A 24,060-nucleotide genomic window follows, 5' to 3' on the forward strand; every position below is an offset into this window, starting at 1 on the left:
GGCGCTTTCCGCCGGAGCGTCAGGCTGTCAGTGCTTCGCTGCAGCCGCGGCGCCGATGCCGGTCTGGGAACGGACGAACTGGTCCTCGAAGGCCTCGCGCTCCGCACGGGCGGACGCGCTGCTGTCCAGCTTCGACACGATGATGGTGACGATGAAGGCCAGCGTCATCGAGAACAGGGCCGGCTGCTCGTAAGGGAAGATCGGCTTCGGGTTGTTCAGAACCACGACCCACACCGCGTTCGACAGGATCACCAGCGTCACCGCGGAGATCAGGCCGGCGATTCCGCCCGCCAGCGCGCCGCGGGTGGTCAGGCCCTTCCAGTACATCGACAGGATCAGCACCGGGAAGTTCACCGACGCCGCGACGCCGAAGGTCAGGCCGACCAGGAAGGCGACGTTCTGCTTCTCGAAGGCGATGCCCAGCACGACGGCCAGCACGCCCAGGACCAGCGAGGCGATCTTCGACACGCGCATCTCCTCGCGCTCCGTCGCCTCGCCCTTGCGGATGACGCGGGCGTAGAGATCGTGCGCGATGGCCGAGGCGCCGGCCAGCGCCAGGCCCGACACCACCGCGAGGATGGTGGCGAAGGCGACCGCCGACAGGAAGCCCAGGAACAGGTCGCCGCCCAGCGCCTTGGCCAGATGCATCACCGGCATGTTGCCGCCGCCGATCAGCTTGCCGCCGACCTTGCCGCCTTCGAAGAACTGCGGGTCGGTGCCGACGATGGTGATCGCCGCCATGCCCAGCACGCAGACGATCAGGAAGAAGAAGCCGATGAAGCCCGAGGCGTAGAAGACCGACTTGCGGGCCTCGCGCGCGTTCGGGACGGTGAAGAAGCGCATCATGATATGCGGCAGGGCGGCGGTGCCGAACAGCAGGCCCAGCGACAGCGACACCGCCGACACCGGGTCGGCCAGCAGCGTGCCCGGCCCCATGATCTTCACGCCGTCCTTGTGCGAGGCGATGGCGCTCTGGGCGATGGCCTCCAGGCTGAAGCCGAAGCGCGACAGGGCCAGGAAGGCCAGGATCACACCGGCGCCAAGCAGGAGAACCGCCTTGATGATCTGCACCCAGGTGGTGGCGATCATGCCGCCGAAGGTGACGTAGACCACCATCAGCACGCCGACGACGATCACCGCGACGTTGTAGTCCAGCCCGAACAGCAGCTTGATCAGCTGGCCGGCACCGACCATCTGGACGATCAGGTAGAAGCAGACCACCGTCAGCGAGCCAACGGCGGCGAAGGTGCGGATCTTGCCCTGGTCCAGCCGGTACGACGCGATGTCGGCGAAGGTGAAGTGGCCGAGGTTGCGCAGCCGCTCCGCCAGCAGGAACAGGATGATCGGCCAGCCGACGAAGAAGCTGATGGTGTAGACGAAGCCGTCATAGCCCTTGGCGAACACCAGGCTCGACAGGCCCAGCAGGGTCGCGGCCGACATGTAGTCGCCGGCGATCGCCAGACCGTTCTGGAAGCCGCTGATGCCGCCGCCGGCCGTGTAGAAGTCGGAGGTGGAGCGGGTGCGGCTGGCCGCCCAGTAGGTGATGCCGAGGGTCAGCACCACGAAGGCCAGGAACATGCCGATGGCCGACAGGTTGACCGGCTGCTTTTCCAGCTGCCCGACGTCGCCAGCGGCCAGCGCCGGCAGGGCGAACAGGGTGGCGGCAACCGCCGCCGGGAGGATGCGGCGGGCGGTCATTGCAGGGTCTCCCGCGTGATCTCGTCGGTCAGGTCCTGGAAGCGGCCGTTGGCGAAGTGGGAATAGACGCCGGTCAGCAGCCAGGACAGGATGATGATCGCCGCCCCGATGGGGAAGCCGACGCTGAGCGCCGAACCGTCGGACATCGGCTTGTGCAGCAGGTCCGGCGCGAAGGCGACCACCATCATGAAGCTGTAGTAGCCGACCAGCACGATGGCCGACAGGATCAGGGCCAGCCGGCTGCGCTGGCGGACCAGCTCCTGGAATTTCGGGTTCCGGCGGACCCGTTCGTAGACCGGAGTGTTCGCGGGGGAGTGCATGTTTCCTCCAGACGCTAATCGTCCTTGTGGCACCCTGTTCGGGCTTATGGTTTTCCGGCTAACAAAACACTGTTTCGCAAATTTCCCGGAAATATGACGAATTGTTTCAACGCGATTCGGGCAACAATCCCACCGATTCGGATTGAGCCGCGGCGACGAAGCTGGAATGATGGCTGGGCTTCCTCCAATCCCCCGCATCCCGCCGCCCCGTCCGGAAAATGATCCGCTCGCCCCTGTTCCTCCGGCTTTTCTCGGCGATCCTGATCTCGCTCGGGCTGTTCTCGGCGGCGGCCTATGTCTTCTCCGTCCCCTTCATCGAGGAGAAGGCTTACGAGATCGAACGCGACGCCAGCCGCACCATCCTCGACAACGTGTTCGAACTGGTCAGCCGCATCCGCGGCGGGCTGGAGGAGCAGCGGAGCACCACGGTGGAGTCCTACAAGACCCGCCTGCGCGACGTGCTCGAACTGGCGGTCGGCTATATCGAGCATGTCCATGCCCGCGCCGACCGCGGCGAGATCACGGCGGAGGAGGCGCGGCGCGAGGCGATGGACGGGCTGCACGCCTTCCGCTACGGCAACGGCGACTATGTCTGGGCTATCGGCTACGACTCGGTGATCCTGTCGCATCCGTCGCCGGACTATCAGGGGCGGAAGTCCGACGACCTGCGCGACAATCTGGGCCGCCACATCCTGCCCACCATCGTCGCCACCGCCAAGCGGGAGGGGGAGGGCTTCCAGACCTATCCGTGGTGGCGCCCCAACGGCGACGAACGGGCGCCGAAGCTCAGCTTCTTCAAGGATCTGCCCAGGCGCGGCATCATCGTCGGCACCGGCGCCTATCTGGCCGACGTCGATGCCGAGGTGGAGCGGCGCAAGGCCGAGGCCATCGAGGATCTGCGCCAGGCGCTGCGCAAGCTGCGGATCGCCCGCACCGGCTATCTCTACATCTTCGATTCGGCGAACCGGATGATCATCCACCCGAATTCGAACATCGAAGGCACCGCCTTCGGCGACCGGCTGAACTCAGCCACCGGCCGCCCGATCGCCGAGGACCTGAAGGCTGCCGCAGCGAAGGGGGAGCCGCTGACCTACCTGTGGGACAAGCCAGACGATCCCGGCAACTACGCCTACGAGAAGATCAGCTGGGTCCGGCATTTCGAAGGGTTCGACTGGTACATCGCCTCGTCGGTCTATGTGGACGAGCTGCGGCGGTCGTCGGTGGTGCTGGGCAACCGCATCCTCGCCATCGGCATGGCGCTGATGGCGGCGGGCAGCCTGCTGGGCTATATCGCGGTCGGGCGTCTGGTCGGGCCGCTGCGCCGGCTGGCCGACACCGCGGTGCAGGTGCGGGCCGGTGATCTCGGCGCGCAGAGCGGCATCCGCCGCGGCGACGAGATCGGGCTGCTGGCATCGGCCTTCGACGGCATGGTCCGGCAGCTGCGCGACACCGTCGCCACGCTGGACAGCCGGGTGCGCGACCGCACCGCGGCGCTGGCGGAGGCGGAGACGCGCCAGCGCGTGATCCTGGACGCCATTCCCGCCTGCATCGCCGGGCTGGACCGTGACGGGCGGCTGACCTTCGCCAACCTGCGCTGGGGCGAGCTGGTCGGCCGCGACAAGGCGGAGGTGATCGGCCGCGACGTCGCCGCGGTCGTCGGCCGGCGCGCCATGGCGGTGCTGCGCCCCCATCTCGACCGCTGTTTGTCGGGGGAGGTGGTGACCTTCGAATACGCCTTCCCGCGCGACGGCCGCGAGATGGTGACCAAGACCACGCTGATCCCCCATCGTGGTGAGGGCCATGGTGGCGAGAGGAGGGCGGAAGAGGGCGCCGTCGGGACGGGCATCGTCACCGGCCTGTTCGTGCTGACGCTGGACATCACCGACGAGAAGCAGACCGAACGCCAGCTGGTGGAAGCACAGCGCCTGAAGGCGGTCGGCCAGCTGTCCGGCGGGCTGGCGCACGACTTCAACAACCTGCTGTCGATCATCATCGGCAACCTTGCGGCGGCGCGGGAGCGCTATGCCGCGGTCAAGGGTCTGGACGCCTATCTGGAGCCGGCCCAGCGGGCCGGCCGCCGCGGCGCCGACATCACCGCCCGGCTGCTCGCCTTCTCCCGCCAGCAACCGCTGAAGCCGGAGCCGATCGAGCTGTGCGGGCTGCTGCGTGACATGGCGGTGCTGCTGCGCCGCTCCTTCCCCAGCTCCATCGCCATCGGCGTGCCGGAGGAGGGGCGGGAATGCTGGACCATCGCCGACCAGACCCAGCTGGAGAATGCGCTGGTGAACCTCGCCATCAACGCGCGCGACGCCATGCCCAACGGCGGCCGGCTCGACATCGCGGTCGGCGTCCGCCGGGTGGAGGAGGCGCTGGCCTTCGACGAACCGGTCCGCCCCGACGATTACCTGGAAATCCGCGTCACGGACACCGGCACCGGCTTCACGCCGGAGGCGCTGGCCCGCGCGGTGGAGCCCTTCTTCACCACCAAGGCGCTGGGATCGGGGCTGGGGCTGTCGATGGTCTACGGCTTCGTCAAGCAGTCGCGCGGCTATCTGCGCATCGACAGCCGGCCGGGGGAGGGGACCGCCGTCACCCTGCTGCTGCCGCGCGCCGAGCCGGTGGCCCGCCTGCTCGATGCCGACCCGGCGCTGGCCGAACCGCAGGGCGGCGGCTGGTCCGGCCAGCTGGCGCTGGTGGCGGAGGACAACGACGACGTCCGGCAGGTGATGCGCCAGCAGCTGGTCGACCTCGGCTTCTCGGTGGTGGAGGCGGCGAGCGGCGACGAGGCGGCGGAACTGGTGGAGCAGATCGACGGGCTGTCGCTTCTGGTCTCCGACATCGTCATGCCCGGCCTGTCGGGGGTGGAGCTGGCGCGGCGCGCCCGGCTGCTGCGGCCGGAGATGCGGGTGGTGCTGGTCAGCGGATTTTCCGTCGAGTATGGCGACATCCCCGCCGATGCAGTCATACTGCACAAGCCATGGGACAAGCGGGATCTGGTGGCGGCTATCGGCCACGCCGCCCAACCCGCGCCGGTCTGATATGATCGGCCGGATGAACGCAGTTGGAAAATGCACCTGGAAAACCAGGGCGACGAGTGCCGAGGGGAAACGCGCGTGGTGCAGAAAAAGCGCATCTATCTGGTCGAGGACGAGGCCGACATCCGCCGGCTGGTGACCGAGGTGCTGGAGGGGTACGGCTACGAGGTGTCCTGCTGGGCCAGCGGGCGGGAGGCGCGGGCGGCGATCCAGCGCCAGGCGCCCGACCTGTGCCTTGTCGATCTCGGCCTGCCGGACATGGACGGGCTGACGCTGGTCCGCGAATTGTGGGAGGACGTGCGCTTCGGCGTCATCATCCTGTCCGGACGCGGCGGCACCTCCGACCGGATCCTGGGGCTGGAACTGGGCGCCGACGACTACATCGTGAAACCCTTCGAGCCGCGGGAGCTGGTCGCCCGCGTCAACAGCGCCATCCGCCGGCGCGAACAGCTGACCGGTGCCGCGGCGCCGGCGGAAACCGCGCGGGCGCGTTTCGGCAACTGGGTGTTCGACCTGGGCAACCTGACGCTGAGCGCCGACGACGGACGCCAGGAAAGCCTGACCGCGGCGGAGGCCTCGCTGCTGCTGACGCTGCTGAAGGCGCCCAAGCGGGTGCTGTCGCGCGAGCATCTGCAGGGCCCCGACCAGGATCGCGACGATTTCCCCTATGACCGCAGCATCGATGTCCGCGTGTCGCGCATCCGCAAGAAGATCGAGGAGGATCCCCGCGCGCCGCGGCTGATCAAGACGGTCTATGGCGCCGGATACCTGTTCGCCGGCGACGTGACCTGGATACGGTGACCTGGATTACGATGGACGGGGCACCTCGTTTGCCCGGCGCCGCAACAACTCCAATAACAATTGGTCATAATCCTGAGAAAGTTGCGCAAAGCTGATCTGGTACAGGCTGTTTCCAACACCGCCGCGCCCAATGCCGGCGCGCGACAAGAACCTCTGGGGAGAACGGTCCGATGAGTGAAACTGCCGCCGCAGTCAATCCCAGCGCCAATCCGTACGAACGCGACCTCGACCGCAACGCCGCCAACTTCGTCGCGCTGACGCCGCTGACCTTCCTGGAGCGCGCCGCTTCCGTGTGGCCCGACCGGCTGGCGGTCGTCCACGGCCCGGTCCGGCGGACCTGGGCGGAGACCCTCGTCCGCGTGCGCTGTCTGGCCGCGGCGCTGGCGAATGTGGGTATCGGCACCGGCGACACCGTCGCCATGCTGGCCGCCAACACGCCGGAACTGTTCGAGGCGCATTTCGGCGTACCGCTGGCCGGCGCCGTGCTGAACGCCGTCAACACCCGCCTGGACGCCGAGGCCATCGCCTTCATCCTGAAGCACGGAGAGGCGAAGATCCTAATCGTCGACCGAGAGTTCTCCGGCGTCGCCAAGAAGGCGCTGGCCCTGCTGGATGCGCCGATCCCGGTGGTGGATATCGACGACCCGACCTACAGCGGCGGCGAGCTGATCGGCGACCGCGATTACGAAGCCTTCATCAGCGATGTCGGCACCGAGCATCCCTGGACCCTGCCGGCTGACGAATGGCAGGCCATCGCGCTGAACTACACCTCCGGCACCACCGGCAACCCGAAGGGCGTCGTCTATCACCACCGCGGCGCCTACCTGAACGCGGTGTCGAACGCGCTGTCCTGGAACATGGGCGACGCGCCCGTGTATCTGTGGACGCTGCCGATGTTCCACTGCAACGGCTGGTGCTTCCCCTGGACCATCGCGGTCACCGCCGGAACCGCCGTCTGCCTGCGTCAGGTCCGCCCTGACGCCGTGCTGAAGCTGATCCGCGAGGAGCGGGTGACCAACTTCTGCGGCGCGCCCATCGTGCTGAACATGCTGAACAATGCGCCGGCCGAGCTGAAGCAGGGCATCGAGCAGACGGTGAAGGTGATGGTGGCCGGCGCCGCGCCGCCCGCCGCCGTCATCGCCGGGATGGAGCGCATGGGCTGGGAAGTCACCCATGTCTACGGCCTGACCGAATGCTATGGCCCGACCGTGGTCTGCGTCTGGCACGACCGCTGGGACGGCCTGTCGCTGGACGAGAAGGCGGCGATCAAGGCCCGCCAGGGCGTGCGCGGCCCGATGCTGGAGGCGGTGATCGTCGCCGACCCCTTCACGCTGGAGCCGGTGCCGAAGGACGGCCGCACGATGGGCGAGATCATGATGCGCGGCAACAACGTCATGAAGGGTTACCTGAAGAACCCCAAGGCGACCGAAGAGGCCTTTGCCGGCGGCTGGTTCCACACCGGTGACCTCGCCGTCTGGCATGAGGACGGCTATGTCGAGATCAAGGACCGGTCGAAGGACATCATCATCTCCGGCGGCGAGAACATCTCGTCCATCGAGGTGGAGGACGTCCTCTACAAGCATCCTGAGGTTCTGGAGGCCGCGGTCGTCGCCCGCCATGACGAGAAGTGGGGCGAGACGCCCTGCGCCTTCGTCACGCTGAAGGATGGCGCCACCGCGACCGAGGCCGACATCATCGCCTTCTGCCGCGCCCACATGGCTCACTTCAAGTGCCCGCGCACGGTGGTGTTCGGCCCGCTGCCGAAAACCTCGACCGGCAAGATCCAGAAATACGTCCTGCGCAAGCAGACCGAGGCGCTGTAAGGGGCACTTTGCCCCCTCCCTAACCCTCTCCCCTATCGGACCAGCCTGCGGCCGGTCGAGGAGAGAGGGGACTGCCGCAACTCCTTTGCAAGAACTCCCGCAAGCGTCCTGCCCCCTCTCCCACCGAAGGTGGGGAGGGATGGGGTGGGGGCCAACGCTCTCCCATGCCCGCACTGCGCCCAATTTCAAAGGGACCCGCGCCATGAAGATCCTCTGCGCCGTGAAGCGCGTCGTCGACTACAACGTCAAGATCCGGGTTAAGACCGACCAGTCCGGCGTCGAGACGTCCAACGTGAAGTTCTCGATGAACCCCTTCGACGAAATCGCTGTCGAGGAGGCCGTGCGCCTGAAGGAAGCCGGCAAGGCGACCGAGATCGTCGTCGTCTCCATCGGCCCGGCCCAAGCGCAGGAGACCCTGCGCACCGCGCTGGCGATGGGTGCCGACCGCGCCATCCTGGTGCAGACCGACGTGACCACCGAACCGCTGGCCGTCGCAAAGGTGCTGAAGGCGCTGGTCGAGAAGGAGGCCCCCGGCCTCGTCATCCTCGGCAAGCAGGCGATCGACGACGACTGCAACCAGACCGGCCAGATGCTGGCCGCCCTGCTCGGCTGGGGCCAGGGCACCTTCGCCTCGAAGGTCGAACCGGCCGGGGACACCGTGGCGGTGACGCGAGAGATCGACGGCGGGCTTGAGATCGTGTCGCTGAAGCTGCCGGCGGTGGTGACGGCCGACCTGCGCCTGAACGAGCCGCGCTATGCCAGCCTGCCGAATATCATGAAGGCGAAGAAGAAGCCGCTGGAGACCGTCACGCCGGACGCGCTCGGCGTCGATGTGACGCCGCGGCTGAAGACGGTGAAGGTGGCCGAGCCGGCCAAGCGCCAGGCCGGCATCAAGGTGCCCGACGTCGCCACCCTGGTCGACAAGCTGAAGAACGAGGCGCGGGTGATCTGAGGACTGGTCGTATCGGGGTGCCCCCTCCCTAACCCTCCCCGCTTCGCGGGAGAGGGAACTGCCGCCGCTTTGGCAATCACGTCACGCCGCCAAGCGTCCTACCCCCTCTCCCGCGAAGCGGGGAGGGATGGGGAGGGGGCATACCACAGCCGACACCTCGCCACCCGCCAACCAAGGACCCGCCCCATGCCCATCCTGATCCTTGCCGACCACGACAACGCCGCCCTCAAGCCCGCCACCGCCCACGCGGTCACCGCCGCCGCCAAGCTCGGCGGCGACGTCCACATCCTGGTCGCCGGCCGCAACGCCGCCCCGGCCGCGGATGCCGCCGCCAAGCTGGCCGGCGTCGCCAAGGTGCTGCTCGCCGACGATGCCGCCTACGAGCATGCCCTGGCCGAGCCGGTCGCAGCATTGCTGGTCTCGCTCGCCCCCGGCTACAGCCATCTCCTCGCCGCCGCCACGTCGGCCGGCAAGAATGTGCTGCCGCACGTCGCCGCACTGCTCGACGTGGCGATGATCTCCGACATCACCGCCGTGGTCTCCGCCGACACGTTCGAGCGGCCGATCTATGCCGGCAACGCCATCGCCACCGTGCAGTCCGGCGACGCGGTGAAGGTCATCACCGTCCGCACCACCGCCTTCGAGGCGGCGGCAGCCACCGGTGGCGCCCCGGTGGAGAGCGTCGCCGCCGTAGCCGACCCCGGTCTGTCGGGCTTCGTCTCGGCCGAGCTGTCGAAGTCGGAACGTCCGGAGCTGACCTCGGCCCGCATCGTCATCTCGGGCGGTCGCGGCATGCAGTCGGGCGACAACTTCCACCTGCTGGAGGTCATCGCCGACAAGCTGGGTGCCGCCGTCGGCGCCAGCCGCGCCGCCGTCGATGCTGGCTTCGTGCCCAACGACTATCAGGTCGGGCAGACCGGCAAGATCGTGGCGCCGGACCTCTATGTCGCCGTCGGCATCTCGGGCGCCATCCAGCATCTGGCCGGCATGAAGGACAGCAAGGTGATCGTCGCCATCAACAAGGACGAGGAGGCGCCGATCTTCCAGGTCGCCGACTACGGCCTCGTCGCCGACCTGTTCAAGGCGCTGCCGGAACTGCAGCAGGCCGTCTGATCCCGTTCATTCCCCCGTTACCCGAAGAGGTCCCCCATGACCGCCGCCGCGATCCCCTACACCCCGCCGCTGAAAGAGATCCGCTTCGTCCTCGACCACCTCGCCGGCATGGCCGAGGTGGCGGCTCTGCCGGGTTTCGAGGATGCCAGCCCCGACATGGTCGACAGCATCCTGGGCGAGGCGGCGAAGATCGCCGAGAATATCCTGGCCCCGCTGAACCGCATCGGCGACGTCCAGGGGGCGAAGCTCGACGCCGACGGCATTGCCCGCACGGCGGAGGGCTGGGGGGCGGCGTGGCGGGCGCTGGTCGAGGGCGGCTGGAACGGGCTGCCCTTCGATCCGGCGCGCGGCGGCATGGGGCTGCCCAACCTGCTGAACACCGCCGTGCAGGAGATGTGGCATTCCGCCAATATGGCCTTCGCGCTCTGCCCGATGCTGACGCAGGGGGCGGTGAACGCAGTTCAGCTCTATGGCTCCGACGCGCTGAAGGACCTCTATTTGCCCAAGATGATCTCGGGCGAGTGGACCGGCACCATGAACATCACCGAGCCGCAGGCGGGCAGCGACCTTGCCGCCACGCGGTCGCGCGCGGTGCCGAACGGCGACCATTACCTTGTCACCGGGCAGAAGATTTTCATCACCTACGGCGACCATGACCTGACGGAGAATATCGTCCATCTGGTGCTGGCCCGCCTGCCCGATGCGCCTCCCGGCGTGAAGGGCATCAGCCTGTTCGTCGTGCCGAAGTTCCTGGTCAATGCCGACGGCAGCCTGGGCGCCCGCAATCAGGTGAAGTGCGTGTCGCTGGAGCACAAGCTGGGCATCCACGGCAGCCCGACCGCCGTGCTGTCCTTCGGCGACGAGGGCGGGGCGACCGGCTTCCTGGTGGGCGAGCCGAACCGCGGCCTGGAATACATGTTCACCATGATGAACCACGCCCGGCTGAACGTCGCCATGCAGGGCCTGTCGATCGCCGAGCGCGCCTATCAGCAGGCTTTGGCCTATGCCCGCGACCGCGTGCAGGGCAAGCCGCTGGGCTGGACCGAGGGTCAGTCGAAGGGCATCGTCAACCACCCCGACGTCCGCCGTCTGCTGATGGGCATGAAGGCGCGGATCGAGGCGATGCGCGGCATCCTCTACACCGCCGCCGCCGCGGTGGATGTCTCGCACCATCACGCCGACGAGGCGGCGCGCGGCCGGGCCGGCCTGCTGGTCGATCTGCTGACCCCCATTGCCAAGGGCTGGTGCACCGAGACCGGGCAGCAGCTGGCGTCGGACGGCGTGCAGGTCCATGGCGGCATGGGCTTTGTCGAGGAGACCGGCGCCGCCCAGCATCTGCGCGATGCCCGCATCACCACGATCTATGAGGGCACCACCGCCATCCAGGCCAACGACCTGATCAACCGCAAGATCCTGCGCGACGGCGGGGCGACGGCCAACGGCCTGCTGGACGAGATCGCGGCGCTGGCCGGCGAGTTGTCCGGCCATGCGGACGAGGCGCTGCGGGTCACCGGTGCCGAACTGGCCGCCTCCGTCCTGGAGGCCAAGCAGGCGGTGGCCTGGGTGCTGAGCGTGGCGAAGCAGGACCCGCGCCTGCCGGCCGCGGCGTCGGTGACCCTGCTGGAGCTGATGGGCGTGGTCGCCGGCGGCTGGCAGCTTGCCCGCGCCGCCAAGGTGGCGGTGGAGCGGCTGGCGGAGGGCGATGCCGACACCGCCTTCCTGTCGGCCAAGCCGCTGACCGCCCGCTTCTACGCCACCCATGTGCTGCCGAAGGCGGCGGCGCTGCGGGCGACCGTCGTCAACGGCTCCGCGAGCGTGATGGCGCTGAGCGAGGAGCAGCTGTTCGGCGCGGCTTGACGGAGCCGCGCTTGCCGGTTGGTGCCGGGGTCTTTGGCCCTTTGCCGGGTGTCGCGGGCGGTTGGGGGACCTCCCGCCACTGCCCCGGCGCCAGCCCGTCCAGCGTCCAGTCGCCGATGGACCAGCGGATCAGCCGCAGGGTGGGGAAGCCGACCGCCGCGGTCATCCGGCGGACCTGCCGGTTGCGCCCCTCGCGCAGGGTGAGTGCTATCCAGCTGGTGGGGATGGCGGCGCGGTAGCGCACCGGCGGATCGCGCGGCCACAGCGACTCCGGCTCCTCCATCCGCCGCACCTCGGCGGGCAGGGTGGGGCCGTCCTTCAGCGTCACGCCGCGACGCAGCGCCTCCAGCGCCTCGTCGGTCGGGACACCTTCCACCTGCACCCAATAGGTCTTGGGCATCTTGTTGGCTGGGGAGGCGATGCGGGCGATCAGCGGGCCGTCGTCGCTGAGCGCCAGCAATCCCTCGCTGTCGCGGTCGAGCCGGCCGGCGGCATAGACGCCCTTCACCGGCACCAGCTCCGCCAGGGTGGGGCGGCCCTGGTCGTCGGTGAATTGCGGCAGCACGCCATAGGGCTTGTTCAGCAGGATCAGGCGCGGCACGGGCTTGCTTCCTTGCGCGGTTCGGGAAAGGCGCTATCGTTCGCACCCCAACATGATCTCTTGATAGCAGGGGTTCGGCCGTGACGCTTCTGTTCTGCTCCGCCAGCGACAGCGCCGAGGATTGGCGCCGGGAAATCGCCCGCCATCTTCCCGGGTTGGAGATGCGCGTCTGGCCCGAGACCGGCGACATCGCCGACATCGAGGTGGCGGTGGTATGGAAGCCGCCGGCCGGCATGCTGGCGACGCTGCCCAACCTGAAGCTGATCGTCTCGCTGGGCGCCGGGGTGGAGCCGATCCTTGAGGATCCGACCCTTCCCGACGTGCCGCTGGTGCGCATGGTGTCGGACGGCTTGACCCTCGACATGGCCGGCTATGTGGTCTTCCAGGTGCTCTACTGGCACCGGCTGATGGACCAGTACGCCGCCTTCCAGGCCGAGGCGCGGTGGGAGCAACTGGACCATCGCCCGGCTTCCGAGGTGACCGTCGGCTTCCTGGGCATGGGCGAGCTGGGGGCAGCGTCGGCCCGCACGCTGCGGACCTTGGACTACCGGTTGGTGGGCTGGAGCCGCAGTCCGAAGAACATCGAGGGGGTGGAGAGCTTCTCCGGCCCCGACGGGCTGGCGGCGATGCTGCCGCAGTGCGATGTGCTGGTCTGCCTGCTGCCGCTGACCGACGAGACCCGCGGCATCATGAATGCGTCGCTGTTTGCCGCCCTGCCCAAGGGGGCGGTGGTCGTCAACGCCGCGCGCGGTGGGCATCTGGTCGAGTCGGACCTGCTCGACGCGCTGGAGAGCGGGCATCTGCGCGGCGCCAGCCTGGACGTCTTCGCCACCGAACCGCTGCCGGCCGACCATCCGCTCTGGCGCCATCCGAAGGTCCGCGTCACCCCGCATGTCGCCGGGGTCACCCACCCGTCGCTCTGCGCCGTGCAGGTGGCCGATGCGGTGAAGGCCCTGCGCGAAGGCCGGCCGCTGCCCAATCTGGTGGACCGCAGCCGGGGTTACTGAGAACCATCTTATCGAGTATGAAGCCTGATAAATCAGGCTTCATACTCCTTGCCCTTAATCGGCGGGCGCGGCCGTCCGGCCGCTTGCCTCCGCAGGCATGGGCCTGCGGGGCCGCAGTCGCGGCCCTTACAGCATCTGGACGGCGATCACCGCCAGCAGGGCCGCGATCACCCACAGGGCGGCGCGGTCGGAGCGGCGGCGGTGTTCCCAGCCGTTCAGCATCTGGCGGAGGGTGTGCGGGTGCAGGCGCACACCGCCTTCCGCGATGTCGCGGGTCACCCGCTCCGCCTCGCTGACCAGGGCGGGGATGCGACGGACGGTGGTCAGCAGGGCGCCGGCATCGTCGATCAGCTGCGCCTCCGGCCCGCGGTTCTCGCGCATCCACTCCTCGATCAGCGGACGCGCCAGTTCCCACATGTTGATGTTGGGGTTCAGCAGCCGGCCGACGCCCTCGGCCGTCAGCATGCTCTTCTGCAGGAGGAGCAGCTGCGGCTGGGTTTCCATTTCGAACTGTTCGGTGACGGCGAACAGTTGGGCCAGCAGCCGGCCGACCGAGATGTCGGCCAGCGGCTTGTTCTGCAACGGCTCGCCGATGGCGCGGCAGGCCTGGGTGAAGATTTCGATCGACTGGTGGCGCGGCACATAGCCGGCCTCGAAATGCACGATGGCGACGCGGCGGTAGTCGCCGGTCAGGAAGCCGATCAGCATGTCCGCGAGGTAATAGCGCGTCTCGCGGTCCAGCCGGCCCATGATGCCGAAATCGACCGCGGTGATGGTGCCCTGTTCGTTGATGAACAGGTTGCCGGGATGCAGGTCGGCGTGGAAGAAGCCGTCGCGGAAGACCTGGTTGAAGAAGCTGGCCGATGCCATTGCCAGGATCTCGTCGCGGTCGAAACCGGCGGCGGAGATGCGGGCGGGCTCGTCCACCTTGAAGCCGCGGATGCGCTCCAGCGTCAGCACCCGGCCGCCGGTGCGCTCCCAATCGACCTTGGGCACGTTGAAGGTCGGATCGTCCTTGAAGTTCGACGCCAGCTCCGACGCGGCGGCCGCCTCCATCCGCAGATCCATCTCCAGCCGCGAGGTGCGGGCGAAGGTGTCGACCACCTCGACCAGCCGCAGCCGCTTCAGCCGGGGCAGAACCCATTCCGCGAGGCTCGCCAGCCGGTAGAACAGGTCGATGTCGCGTTCGAACGCCTCTTCGATGCCCGGACGCAGCACCTTGACCGCCACCTCCTGCCCATCGGCGGTGACGGCGAAATGCACCTGGGCGATGGAGGCGGCGGCGACCGGCTTGTCGTCGAAGCTCTGGAACAGCGCCTGGACGGGCTGGCCGAACTCCGCCTCGATGATGGCGCGGGCCTGATGGCCGGGGAAGGGCGGCAGCTTGTCCTGCAGTTCGGCCAGATCGACGGCCATCCGCTCGCCGACCAGATCGGAGCGGGTGGACAGCAGCTGCCCCAGCTTGATGTAGGTGGGGCCGAGTTCGGCCAGCGCGCGGGCCAGCCGCTCGCCCTCGCGGCCGGGCACGTCCTTGCGGGCGATGCGGCGCCACAGCCAGAGCAGGCCGGGGGCGGTGCCGAGCAGGCTGGTGGGCAGGGCGTCGTGACGGGCGACCGTCCGGCCGATCACGGCCATCCGGATCAGGTTGCGCAGGATACGGAACACGGGGACTTAGATCCGCCAGCCGGAATGGATGGCGGCGATCCCGCCCGACAGGTTGCGCACGCGCACGGCGCCGAACCCCGCGGCCTCGATCCGTTTGGCCAGATCGGCCTGCGGCGGGAAGCGGCGGATGCTCTCGGCCAGATAGCGGTAGCTCGCCTCGTCCTTCGCCACCACGCGGCCCATGAAGGGCAGCACCTGGAAGGAATAGACGTCGTACAGCTCGCGCAGCACCGGCAGGACGACGTGGCTGAACTCCAGGCAATAGAACTTGCCGCCCGGCTTCAGGACGCGGTGCGCCTCCTTGATCGCCTCGTCGATGCGGGTGACGTTGCGCAGGCCGAAGGCGATGGTGTAGGCGTCGACCGAGCGCGAGGCGATGGGCAGCCGTTCCGCGTCGCCGACCGTCCATTGCACGCCGGACAGGATGTTGCGGTCGATGGCGCGGTCGCGCCCGACCCGGACCATCGCCTCGGTGATGTCGCAGACCACCGCGGCCCCGCCGCCCTTCTTCAGGAAGCGGAAGGCGATGTCGCCGGTGCCGCCGGCCACGTCGAGCAGGGTCATGTCCGGCTTGGGCGCCACCATCTCCATCAGCGTGTCCTTCCACAGCCGATGGATGCCGCCCGACATCAGGTCGTTCATCAGGTCGTAGTTGGTCGCCACGCTGTCGAAGACGGCGCGGACCAGCCCGGACTTGGCGGACGGATCGACGGGGGTGAAGCCGAACCAGTTGCCTTCGGCACCGGACGCGGGCTTTTGCGGGTCGGGGGTGTGGTCGCTCATGGCCGGGAAGATAGCGCGCACAGGGGCCATGCGCCAGCGGGGGCGTGCAATGCGGAAGACGCTGCGGCGAATGGCGTAGGACGGGGGGAGTGAGGGGCGGGGGAGGGAGGATGGAACATCGTGGAACAGGTTTCGGAGACTGTTCCATGGGGTGCGGTTCGGCGGTGGTTCGGCGGTTCGCCGGGTGATGGAACAGGGTGAAACAGTTTCCCGGTGATGTTCCATCGCCGTGGCGACCTCCTGGGGGTGTAGGCAATCAATCCTATCACGGGGTCGACCGACGGGAAAGGATGGGGAGAATTCCTGCCTGTCCTGCTTCGCCGTCCTTTCGGTGGAAGAGCCTGGAGGCGCGGCTGTGCTTGCCATTGACCAGGGGCTGGCCTACTGACTGCCGGGAAGATCATACGCCCGTATTCCTGTGGCTGTCGTGGCCGTGGGTGGGAGCCTCTGGTGGATCGGCATGACCCTTGCTGAAGCCTGCGCCGAATTCCTGACCCACTGCCGGGTCGCCAAGAACCTGTCGCCCCACAGCCTGCGCGCCTACACCATCGATCTGGCCGAGTTCGAGCGGTTCGCCGGTTCAGCGACAGCGGTGGCGGTCGTGGACCGCCCGCTGCTGCGCCGCTATCTCAGCCACCTGTTCGAGGTGCGGCGGCTGAAGGAAACCAGCGTCAAGCGGCGGATCGCCTGCCTGAAGGTGATGTTCCGCTGGCTTGAGCTGGACGAGGTGATCGAGATCAGCCCCTTCCACCGGCTGGACGCCCGCATCCGCCTGCCGCGCCGCCTGCCGCGCAACCTGACCGACGACGAGGTGCGCCGCTTGCGGGCCGCTGCTCTCGCCGGGGCGGGGATTACCGGCCGGATCACCGAAACCAAGGCAGTGCGCGCCGCCCGCAAGGCCGACCATGACGCCTTCACGGCCCTGGTGGCGGTGGAGGTGCTGCTGGCCACGGGGTTGCGCGTGGGGGAACTGGCCGGCATGCGGGTGGAGGATGTGGATCTGATTTGCCGCGTCATCACCATCGTCGGCAAGGGCAGCCGCCAGCGCCGGGTGTTCCTGCCCGACGATGCGGTGACGGCGCTGGTGACGGCTTATCAGGGTGTGACGGGCGCGCGGCGGCGTGACCATGACCGGTTCCTGATGACGGGAACGGGCGGGCCGGCATCGACCCAGCATCTCCGCTTGCTGATTCGGGGAATTGGCGAGGATGCGCAACTGGCCCGCCGCGTCACTCCTCACATGCTGCGCCACACGGCGGCGACCCGGCTGCTGGAGAACGGGGTGGACATCCGCTTCGTCCAGCGCCTGCTGGGGCACCAGAGCATCTCGACGACGGAAATCTACACGACGGTGACGGATGCCAGCCTGCGGGCGGCGGTGGTCAAGGCAGCGGAGGGGATGAGGGGAATGGGATGATAACTAGGAATTATGGAACGGTACGCCTACGCCTTTGCCAGAGCCTTGTTCTCAGTGGCGCGAACTCGACGGCAGGCACTAGTGCTCGGTCTTGTAATTTTCTTTGCAAATACGGGGTTGCTGTTTTCTGCCGCCATATATGAAGGCACTTTGTATATGGCGGGGGAGAATCAAGGGCTCTTGGAATTGCCAGGTGTTCTTGGGATACTTGTTGGCGACCTTTTAACCATGTCCATTGTTCAATGGATGGTAAGTCACGCAAAAAAGATGACAAAGCATTTCCCAACAGATCGGAGTGAGCTAGCGCGCCGATACCTCAGGATAGCGAAAAGAAACATGTTATCTTACATATATTTTGAAAACCGTGGCGTTCGGATATATTTTTTATCATGCCTCTTTGCCATCCTCTTTTGGGCCAATAACGCCAAGCAAACTCTTGACCCTTATCGCTTCTACGGCTGCGACGTATTTGGCTCGATAAACAACCCCCTTGGATATTTTGCAGCGAAATTTGTATTTTTTAACTCATGGGTCATTCTGTTGCCATACATGGCGTATATTTGCGTAATCATATTATACACTTTTTTTAAAATAATATCAACAACTAGAAAGCACAAGGTTTTAAGTTTTAACATTTTCCACAAAGATGGATGTGGAGGTTTCTCTTATCTTGGCGACGCTAACATAATTTTTTTGGTGGGAATGATTGTCATTTATGGAGAGCTAATACTAGTTTTGTTTCAGCATAAGCATTTTAACCCAGGATTGATATCAGGATTTGTGATAGCGACCGCCATGTTGTTGACGGGCACGTCAGTGATGCTATATCCCTTGCGTGGATTTTTACGCGAAAAGAAAGCAATATTCCTAATAATATACAGCAGCAGACTGAGTAGAAACTTTGACAACGAAACCTTCAGTCGATTGACGCATATAAAAAATCACGTCTCGTTCAGTCCGTATAGCGAAAAAGAAAAGCTATTTATTGCAGCAGTACGCCTGTCTCCCCTCGTTGTTTCATCAGCTAAAGCGTATCTACACTTTTCTTAACTCGTTGCCGAGTGAGTACATGGCAAATGCAAATGACAAAATGTATATTCCTTGAGCTGTATAAATAAAAAAATGGAAGCTGGCTCCGAGCTCGACACCGATTGGTGTGGAAATCATTATTAGAAGAAACAATCTCCAGCCGCCGGCATAAAGTCTAGACATCCATTTTGGCGATAATCTTATTTTGTCCGTACTTTTTGATAATGTCCTTATAGACAAAACGGAAACTTCTCTCATGAATGCGATCCACGCGATCGTATAGCCGATTTGGAACTCTCGGCATACAGCAATAGTGAGCGCAAATTGCATGGCTTTATCGGACACAGAATCGACTATATCGCCGCCTAGAGTAGGAGTCGAATATTTGCGCGCTATGTAACCGTCTAAATTATCTGTAACTTGTGCGACTATGGCAAGGGCGATCACCACAGCCGATGAAATCGGGTCGCCTCGAAAGATGAGTAGGGCGCAGACTGCGAGGATCACTCTCGATAGCGAAAGCGCCGTCAGCAATTTATGGTACCGTCTTGGCTCCATAATTCCTAGTTATCATCCTGACTATTAATTGGATGGATATGCTGGCGATTGTCACATTAAGGTAGTGTGCCAGAAATCAGCGATGTACTCAAGAGTTAGCTTATAATGGGTTTTGCGCTCATTTGTGTGCATTCTGTCAAAAGGATCGGCGTTTCCGCGCCCGCCAAGCCCGCAGTACCGCCTGTGGCTTGCGCAGGCTTCAAAAAGATCACCCCCACATCCCCCTTGCATCCCGCCGCCCCCGCGCGTATAAGCGCATCCTTCCACGGGCGGCGAGGCCGGGCCGTATGGCTCAGGGCATGCCCAACCGTCCGCTGGAAATTCCGCCTCATTTCCATCTAGGAAACGAAAATGCCCAAGCTGAAGACGAAGAGCGGCGCCAAGAAGCGCTTCAAGGTGACCGCCACGGGTAAGGTCCGCGCTCAGGCCGCCTACAAGCGCCACTGCCTGGAACAGAAGTCCCCGAACATGAAGCGCAACGCGCGCGGCATGATGACCCTGTGCGACTCCAACGCCCGCACGGTGCTGAAGAACTGGCTGCGCAACGCCTGATCTCGGCACATCATAGAATTCGGAAGGACTGAACCATGGCTCGTGTTAAGCGCGGCGTCACGACGCACGCCCGTCACCGCAAGATCCTGAAGCTCGCCAAGGGCTACCGGGGTCGCAATTCCAAGAATTTCCGCATTGCGATCGAGAAGGTCGAAAAGGCGCTTCGTTACGCCTACCGCGACCGCCGCAATAAGAAGCGCGATTTCCGCGGCCTGTGGATCCAGCGCATCAACGCCGGCGTCCGTCAGTACGGCCTGACCTACTCGCGCTTCATCAACGGCATCAAGCTGGCCGGCATCGAGATCGACCGCAAGGTCCTGTCCGATCTGGCCGCGCGCGAGCCGGAGGCCTTTAAGACCCTGGTGGACAAGGCCCAGGCCGCGCTCGCCTCCAAGGCCGCCGCGTAACGCGCCTCGCGTTTCCCGAATTCAGGGAACGCTTGCCGTCACGGCGTCAGTTGTAAGAGAAGGGAGCCGGGCCGCTGGGCCGGCTCCCTTTTTCTTTTGCACCGATTTCTTCCCCACGCTTGCCGGGAACCGCCATGCTCGACGCGCTGAAAGACGAACTTCTGTCGCAGGTCAACGCCGCCGCCGACCTTTCGGCGCTGGACGAGGTGCGGGTCTCCGCGCTCGGCAAGAAGGGGCGCATCACCGGCTTCATGAAGGAGCTGGGGAACCTCACCCCCGACGAGCGCAAGGAGCGCGGCCAGGCGCTGAACGCGCTGAAGGACGAGATCGCCGCCGCCATCGACACGCGCAAGGCCGACCTCGCCGCCGCCCACCTGAAGGCGCGGCTGGAGGCCGAACGGGTCGACGTGACCCTGCCGGTCCGGCCGGAGACGGAGGGGCGCATCCACCCGATCAGCCAGACGATGGACGAGATGGTCGCCATCTTCGCCGAGATGGGATTCTCGGTCGCCGAAGGGCCGGACATCGAGGATGATTTCCACAACTTCACCGCCCTGAACTTCCCGCCCGGCCACCCGGCGCGCGACATGCACGACACCTTCTATCTGCCCGATTCGGGGGATAAGAAGATGCTGCTGCGCACCCACACCAGCCCGGTGCAGGTCCGCACCATGCTGAACAACAAGCCGCCGATCCGCATCATCGCGCCGGGGCGCACCTACCGCTCCGACTACGACATGACCCACACCCCGATGTTCCACCAGATCGAGGGGCTGGTCATCGACGAGGCGACCAACATGGGGCACCTGAAGGGCTGCCTCGTGGAGTTCTGCCGCGCCTTCTTCGACGTGGACGACCTGCCGCTGCGCTTCCGCCCCAGCTTCTTCCCCTTCACCGAACCGTCGGCGGAGGTCGACATCGGCTGCTCGCGCAAGGGCGGCGAGCTGAAGCTGGGCAATTACGGCGACTGGCTGGAGATCCTCGGCTGCGGCATGGTCCATCCCAACGTGCTGGAAGCCTGCGGCATCGACAGCACCAAGTATCAGGGCTTCGCCTTCGGCATGGGGGTGGAGCGCGTCGCCATGCTGAAATACGGCATTCCCGACCTGCGCACCTTCTTCGAAGCCGACCTGCGCTGGCTGAAGCATTACGGCTTCGTGCCGCTCGACATTCCCAACATCGCCCACGGCCTGACGCGCTAAGGAGCCGGACCCATGAAGTTCACGCTGTCCTGGCTGAAGGACCATCTGGAGACCGACGCCTCGCTCGACCAGATCACGGAGAAGCTGACCGCCCTCGGGCTGGAGGTGGAAGGCGTCCATGACCGGTCGAAGGAGCTGGCGCCCTTCCGCGTCGCCCATGTCGTCTCGGCCGAGAAGCACCCGGACGCCGACAAGCTGCGCGTGCTGATGGTCGATACCGGCGCCGGCACCCTGCAGGTGGTCTGCGGCGCCCCCAACGCGCGCGCCGGCATGAAGGGCGTCTTCGCGCCGGAGGGGACCTATGTCCCGGGTTCCGACATCACGCTGAAGAAGGGCGTCATCCGCGGCGTCGAGTCGAACGGCATGATGTGCTCCAAGCGCGAGCTGAAGCTGTCGGACGAGCATGAGGGCATCATCGAGCTGCCGGACGACGCCCCCGTCGGCGCCGGCTTCGCCGATTATGCCGGGCTGAACGATCCGGTCATCGACATCAACCTGACGCCCGACCGCGCCGACTGCGCCGGGGTGCGCGGCATCGCCCGCGACCTCGCCGCTGCCGGGATGGGCAGGCTGAAGCCGCTGACCGAGGGGCTGCTGAACGCCACCCCGGTCCCCGGCGCCTTCAAGAGCCCGATCGGGGTTGAGATCGAGGCGCTGGACGCCTGCCCCTACTATGTCGGCCGTTATTTCCGCGGCGTGAAGAACGGCCCGTCGCCGCAATGGCTGCAGGACAAGCTGACCGCCATCGGCCTGCGTCCGATCTCCATCCTGGTCGACATCACCAACTACATCACCTTCGACGTTTCCCGCCCGCTGCACGCCTTCGACGCCGACAAGGTGAAGGGCGGCATCGTGGTCCGGCTGGCGCGCGAGGGCGAGACCCTGCCGGCGCTGAACGGCAAGGAATACCAGCTCGACCTAGCGATGACGGTGATCGCCGACCATGAGCGGGCCGAGGCGCTGGGCGGCATCATCGGTGGCGAGACGTCCGGCTGCACCGAGGAGACGACCAACGTCTTCCTGGAAGCCGCGATTTTCGACACCGTCCGCACCGCGCAGACCGGCCGCCGGCTGGGTGTGGAATCGGACGCCCGCTACCGGCTGGAGCGCGGCGTCGATCCCGCCGCGGTGGTCGAGGGGATCGAGCGGGCGACCCGACTCATCCTCGATCTGTGCGGCGGCGAGGCGTCGGAGATCGTGACGGCGGGGGCCGAGCCGGAGTGGAAGCGCACGCTGACCCTGCGTCCGGGCCGCGTCGCCGCGCTCGGCGGCGTCGAGCTGCCGCGCGAGCGTCAGGAGCGCATCCTGACCGATCTGGGCTTCACCCTGGAAGGCGAGGATGCCGAGGGCCGGCTGGTCGTCGGCGTCCCGTCCTGGCGGGCCGACGTCCATGGCGAGGCCGATCTGGTCGAGGAGGTGCTGCGCGTCCACGGCTTCGACGCCATCCCGGCGACGCCGCTGCCGCGCGAGACGGTGCTGACCCGCCCGGCGCTGACGCTGAAGCAGCGCCGCGTGGCGCTGGCCAAGCGCACGCTGGCCGCGCGCGGCCTGTCGGAGGCCGTCACCTGGTCCTTCCTGTCCGGTGCGGTCGCCGAGCTGTTCGGCGGCGTCGAGCCGGGCCTGCGGCTGGTCAACCCGATCAGCAGCGACCTGGACGTCATGCGCCCGTCGGTCCTGCCCAACCTGATCCAGGCCGCCGGCCGCAACGCCGACCGCGGCTATGCCGACGTGCGCCTGTTCGAGGTCGGGGCGGCCTTCCACAACCCGGCGCCGGACGGGCAGGATACGGTCGCCGCCGGCATCCGCGCCGGTGCGGCGGTGCCGCGCCACTGGGCGGAGAAGGCCCGCGGCGTCGACGTGTTCGACGCCAAGGCCGACGCGCTGGCGGTGCTGGAGTCGGCCGGTGCCCCGACGGCCAACCTGCAGGTCACCACCGACGCGCCGGGCTGGTACCACCCCGGCCGGTCCGGCGTGCTGCGGCTCGGCCCCACCGTGATGGCCCGCTTCGGCGAGATTCACCCGTCGGTGCTGGAAACGCTGGGCGTCAAGGGGCCGGTCGTCGGCTTCGAGGTGATGCTGGACGCCGTGCCGCTGCCCAAGAAGAAGGGCGGCACCGCCAAGCCGATGGTCCAGCTCTCCGCCTTCCAGCCGGTGGAGCGCGACTTCGCCTTTGTGGTCGACCGCAGGGTGGAGGCCGACAAGATCCTCCGCGCCGTCAAGGGCGCCGACAAGGCGCTGGTCAAGGATGTCGCGGTCTTCGATGTGTATGAAGGTCCCGGCGTGGGCGAAGGGCGCAAGTCGGTCGCCGTCTCGGTCACCTACCAGCCGACCACCGCGACCCTGACCGACGAGGCAATCGAGGCGGTCGGCCAGAAGATCGTCACGGCCGTGGTCAAGGCCACCGGCGGCAGTCTGCGCACCTGAGGGTCGGCACCTTCCGGTTGAAGGAAAGGCCGAGCAATACAAAGGCCCCCCGCTTCCCCGGGGGGTCTTTTTTTGTGAAGCGGAAAAACTCACAGGGAATCGCTACTCAGTTACCCGATCACACAAGCATATGATGAATCGCTGATTGAGGAGTCCCGAGTGCTTTCGGTAAGGGAAGACTGTGGCGCTCTTCGTTGCAATTGAATGTTTGACGGAAGCGTGGGGCTCTGTGGAAAGATTGGGGTTCCGGACAATTTGTCTGCGGTAGGCCCACGATGCGCCCGATGTCACCGCTATGGCACAGGCAACGCTTCCATTGCCTTGGCGTGTTCGGTGGCAATCATAATGCTGATGACGGAGCTGGGGTAACCAATGGCTGAGCCGAAGGACGATCAAGCGAGCAAACCATCGGCAGGTAAACCACTTATCGTTGTGGTCGATGACGACCGGTCGATCGTCGAAGGGTTGGCGATCCTGCTGGACGGCTGGGGGTACGAGGTGGTGACGGCGGGCAGCGCCGCCGCCCTGGAGGCGCAGCTCGGCGGCCTGACACGCACGCCGAACCTGATCATCGCCGACCATTACCTGCCGGCCGGCCGGACCGGGCGCGAAGTGGTGGAGCGGGTGCGTGCGGAAACCGGGCAGCAGATCCCGGCCATCATCCTGACCGGCGACAGCACCCCCGAACGGCGGGACGAGGCCGAGCTGATGGGCTGCCAGCTGCTGCTGAAGCCGGTGCAGGTCGGCCCGCTGCGCGAGGCGGTGGAAGCGCTTTGCCGCCCCTGAAGGCGGCGGACCGCGACCCGATGGGCACGA

Annotated in this window: 20 protein-coding genes; 14 read left to right on the plus strand and 6 right to left on the minus strand. The window is 66.3% G+C overall.

Going from position 1 to position 24,060, the window contains the following annotated elements; genetic code table 11:
- Positions 1-27: 27 nt before the first annotated feature.
- Positions 28-1,698, minus strand: a complete 1,671-nt coding sequence (locus AB8P05_RS10330) for a cation acetate symporter (protein ID WP_472757868.1) — start codon at positions 1,696-1,698, stop codon at positions 28-30.
- Positions 1,695-2,018, minus strand: coding sequence for a DUF485 domain-containing protein (locus AB8P05_RS10335; protein WP_455170720.1), 324 nt, complete (start codon positions 2,016-2,018; stop codon positions 1,695-1,697). The genes AB8P05_RS10330 and AB8P05_RS10335 overlap by 4 nt, the downstream gene beginning before the upstream one ends.
- 218 nt (positions 2,019-2,236) lie before the next feature.
- Here AB8P05_RS10335 and AB8P05_RS10340 point away from each other — a divergent pair, with 218 nt between their 5' ends.
- From AB8P05_RS10340 to AB8P05_RS10365, 6 genes are all read left to right on the plus strand, one after another.
- Positions 2,237-5,056, plus strand: coding sequence for a cache domain-containing protein (locus AB8P05_RS10340; protein WP_472757869.1), 2,820 nt, complete (start codon positions 2,237-2,239; stop codon positions 5,054-5,056).
- A 75-nt stretch (positions 5,057-5,131) separates the two neighbouring features.
- Positions 5,132-5,854: a response regulator transcription factor gene (locus AB8P05_RS10345; protein ID WP_472757870.1), complete on the plus strand. Its 723-nt coding sequence runs from the start codon at positions 5,132-5,134 to the stop codon at positions 5,852-5,854.
- Positions 5,855-6,024: 170 nt separating this feature from the next.
- The gene (locus AB8P05_RS10350) at positions 6,025-7,677 is read left to right on the plus strand and encodes an acyl-CoA synthetase (protein ID WP_472757871.1); all 1,653 of its coding nucleotides are present in this window, start codon (positions 6,025-6,027) and stop codon (positions 7,675-7,677) included.
- A gap of 202 nt (positions 7,678-7,879) precedes the next feature.
- Positions 7,880-8,629, plus strand: a complete 750-nt coding sequence (locus AB8P05_RS10355) for an electron transfer flavoprotein subunit beta/FixA family protein (RefSeq protein WP_472757872.1) — start codon at positions 7,880-7,882, stop codon at positions 8,627-8,629.
- 186 nt (positions 8,630-8,815) lie between these two features.
- On the plus strand, positions 8,816-9,742 hold the full coding sequence (locus AB8P05_RS10360; RefSeq protein ID WP_472757873.1) for an electron transfer flavoprotein subunit alpha/FixB family protein: 927 nt from the start codon (positions 8,816-8,818) through the stop codon (positions 9,740-9,742).
- A 36-nt stretch (positions 9,743-9,778) separates the two neighbouring features.
- On the plus strand, positions 9,779-11,599 hold the full coding sequence (locus AB8P05_RS10365) for an acyl-CoA dehydrogenase family protein (protein ID WP_472757874.1): 1,821 nt from the start codon (positions 9,779-9,781) through the stop codon (positions 11,597-11,599).
- On the opposite strand, the gene AB8P05_RS10370 is transcribed toward AB8P05_RS10365, so the two are convergent.
- Entirely contained in the window at positions 11,541-12,200 is a 660-nt protein-coding gene (locus AB8P05_RS10370; protein ID WP_472757875.1) for a pseudouridine synthase, read from the minus strand. The two genes, AB8P05_RS10365 and AB8P05_RS10370, sit on opposite strands and share 59 nt — an antisense overlap.
- An 80-nt stretch (positions 12,201-12,280) precedes the next feature.
- On the opposite strand from AB8P05_RS10370, the gene AB8P05_RS10375 reads away from it, so the two are divergent.
- Positions 12,281-13,207 (plus strand): 2-hydroxyacid dehydrogenase, encoded by a 927-nt coding sequence (locus AB8P05_RS10375; RefSeq protein WP_472757876.1) that lies wholly within the window; start codon positions 12,281-12,283, stop codon positions 13,205-13,207.
- A 126-nt stretch (positions 13,208-13,333) separates the two neighbouring features.
- Here the strand turns inward: AB8P05_RS10375 and ubiB are convergent, their stop codons facing one another.
- Positions 13,334-14,872 (minus strand): 2-polyprenylphenol 6-hydroxylase, encoded by a 1,539-nt coding sequence (gene ubiB / locus AB8P05_RS10380; RefSeq protein ID WP_472757877.1) that lies wholly within the window; start codon positions 14,870-14,872, stop codon positions 13,334-13,336.
- A gap of 6 nt (positions 14,873-14,878) precedes the next feature.
- The gene (locus AB8P05_RS10385; protein WP_472757878.1) at positions 14,879-15,655 is read right to left on the minus strand and encodes a class I SAM-dependent methyltransferase; all 777 of its coding nucleotides are present in this window, start codon (positions 15,653-15,655) and stop codon (positions 14,879-14,881) included.
- Between the two features lie 460 nt (positions 15,656-16,115).
- Here AB8P05_RS10385 and AB8P05_RS10390 point away from each other — a divergent pair, with 460 nt between their 5' ends.
- Both AB8P05_RS10390 and AB8P05_RS10395 read left to right on the plus strand, forming a co-directional pair.
- Entirely contained in the window at positions 16,116-17,072 is a 957-nt protein-coding gene (locus tag AB8P05_RS10390; RefSeq protein WP_472757879.1) for a tyrosine-type recombinase/integrase, read from the plus strand.
- 12 nt (positions 17,073-17,084) lie between these two features.
- Positions 17,085-18,122: a hypothetical protein gene (locus AB8P05_RS10395; RefSeq protein WP_472757880.1), complete on the plus strand. Its 1,038-nt coding sequence runs from the start codon at positions 17,085-17,087 to the stop codon at positions 18,120-18,122.
- Here AB8P05_RS10395 and AB8P05_RS10400 read toward each other — a convergent pair.
- Positions 18,108-18,635 (minus strand): CDP-alcohol phosphatidyltransferase family protein, encoded by a 528-nt coding sequence (locus tag AB8P05_RS10400; protein WP_472757881.1) that lies wholly within the window; start codon positions 18,633-18,635, stop codon positions 18,108-18,110. The genes AB8P05_RS10395 and AB8P05_RS10400 overlap by 15 nt on opposite strands.
- 375 nt (positions 18,636-19,010) lie before the next feature.
- Here AB8P05_RS10400 and rpmI point away from each other — a divergent pair, with 375 nt between their 5' ends.
- The 5 genes from rpmI (at position 19,011) to AB8P05_RS10425 (ending at position 24,030) form a co-directional block, all read left to right on the plus strand.
- On the plus strand, positions 19,011-19,211 hold the full coding sequence (rpmI, locus tag AB8P05_RS10405; protein ID WP_012975158.1) for a 50S ribosomal protein L35: 201 nt from the start codon (positions 19,011-19,013) through the stop codon (positions 19,209-19,211).
- A gap of 35 nt (positions 19,212-19,246) precedes the next feature.
- A complete protein-coding gene (gene rplT / locus AB8P05_RS10410; RefSeq protein WP_012975157.1) occupies positions 19,247-19,618 on the plus strand; it encodes a 50S ribosomal protein L20 in 372 nt (123 codons plus the stop codon).
- 134 nt (positions 19,619-19,752) lie between these two features.
- Positions 19,753-20,820 (plus strand): phenylalanine--tRNA ligase subunit alpha, encoded by a 1,068-nt coding sequence (gene pheS, locus AB8P05_RS10415; protein WP_472757882.1) that lies wholly within the window; start codon positions 19,753-19,755, stop codon positions 20,818-20,820.
- 12 nt (positions 20,821-20,832) lie between these two features.
- On the plus strand, positions 20,833-23,244 hold the full coding sequence (gene pheT / locus AB8P05_RS10420; protein WP_472757883.1) for a phenylalanine--tRNA ligase subunit beta: 2,412 nt from the start codon (positions 20,833-20,835) through the stop codon (positions 23,242-23,244).
- Between the two features lie 432 nt (positions 23,245-23,676).
- A complete protein-coding gene (locus AB8P05_RS10425; protein WP_455170733.1) occupies positions 23,677-24,030 on the plus strand; it encodes a response regulator in 354 nt (117 codons plus the stop codon).
- Positions 24,031-24,060: the final 30 nt, after the last annotated feature.

This window comes from Azospirillum sp. VT-I1 (assembly GCF_055698305.1).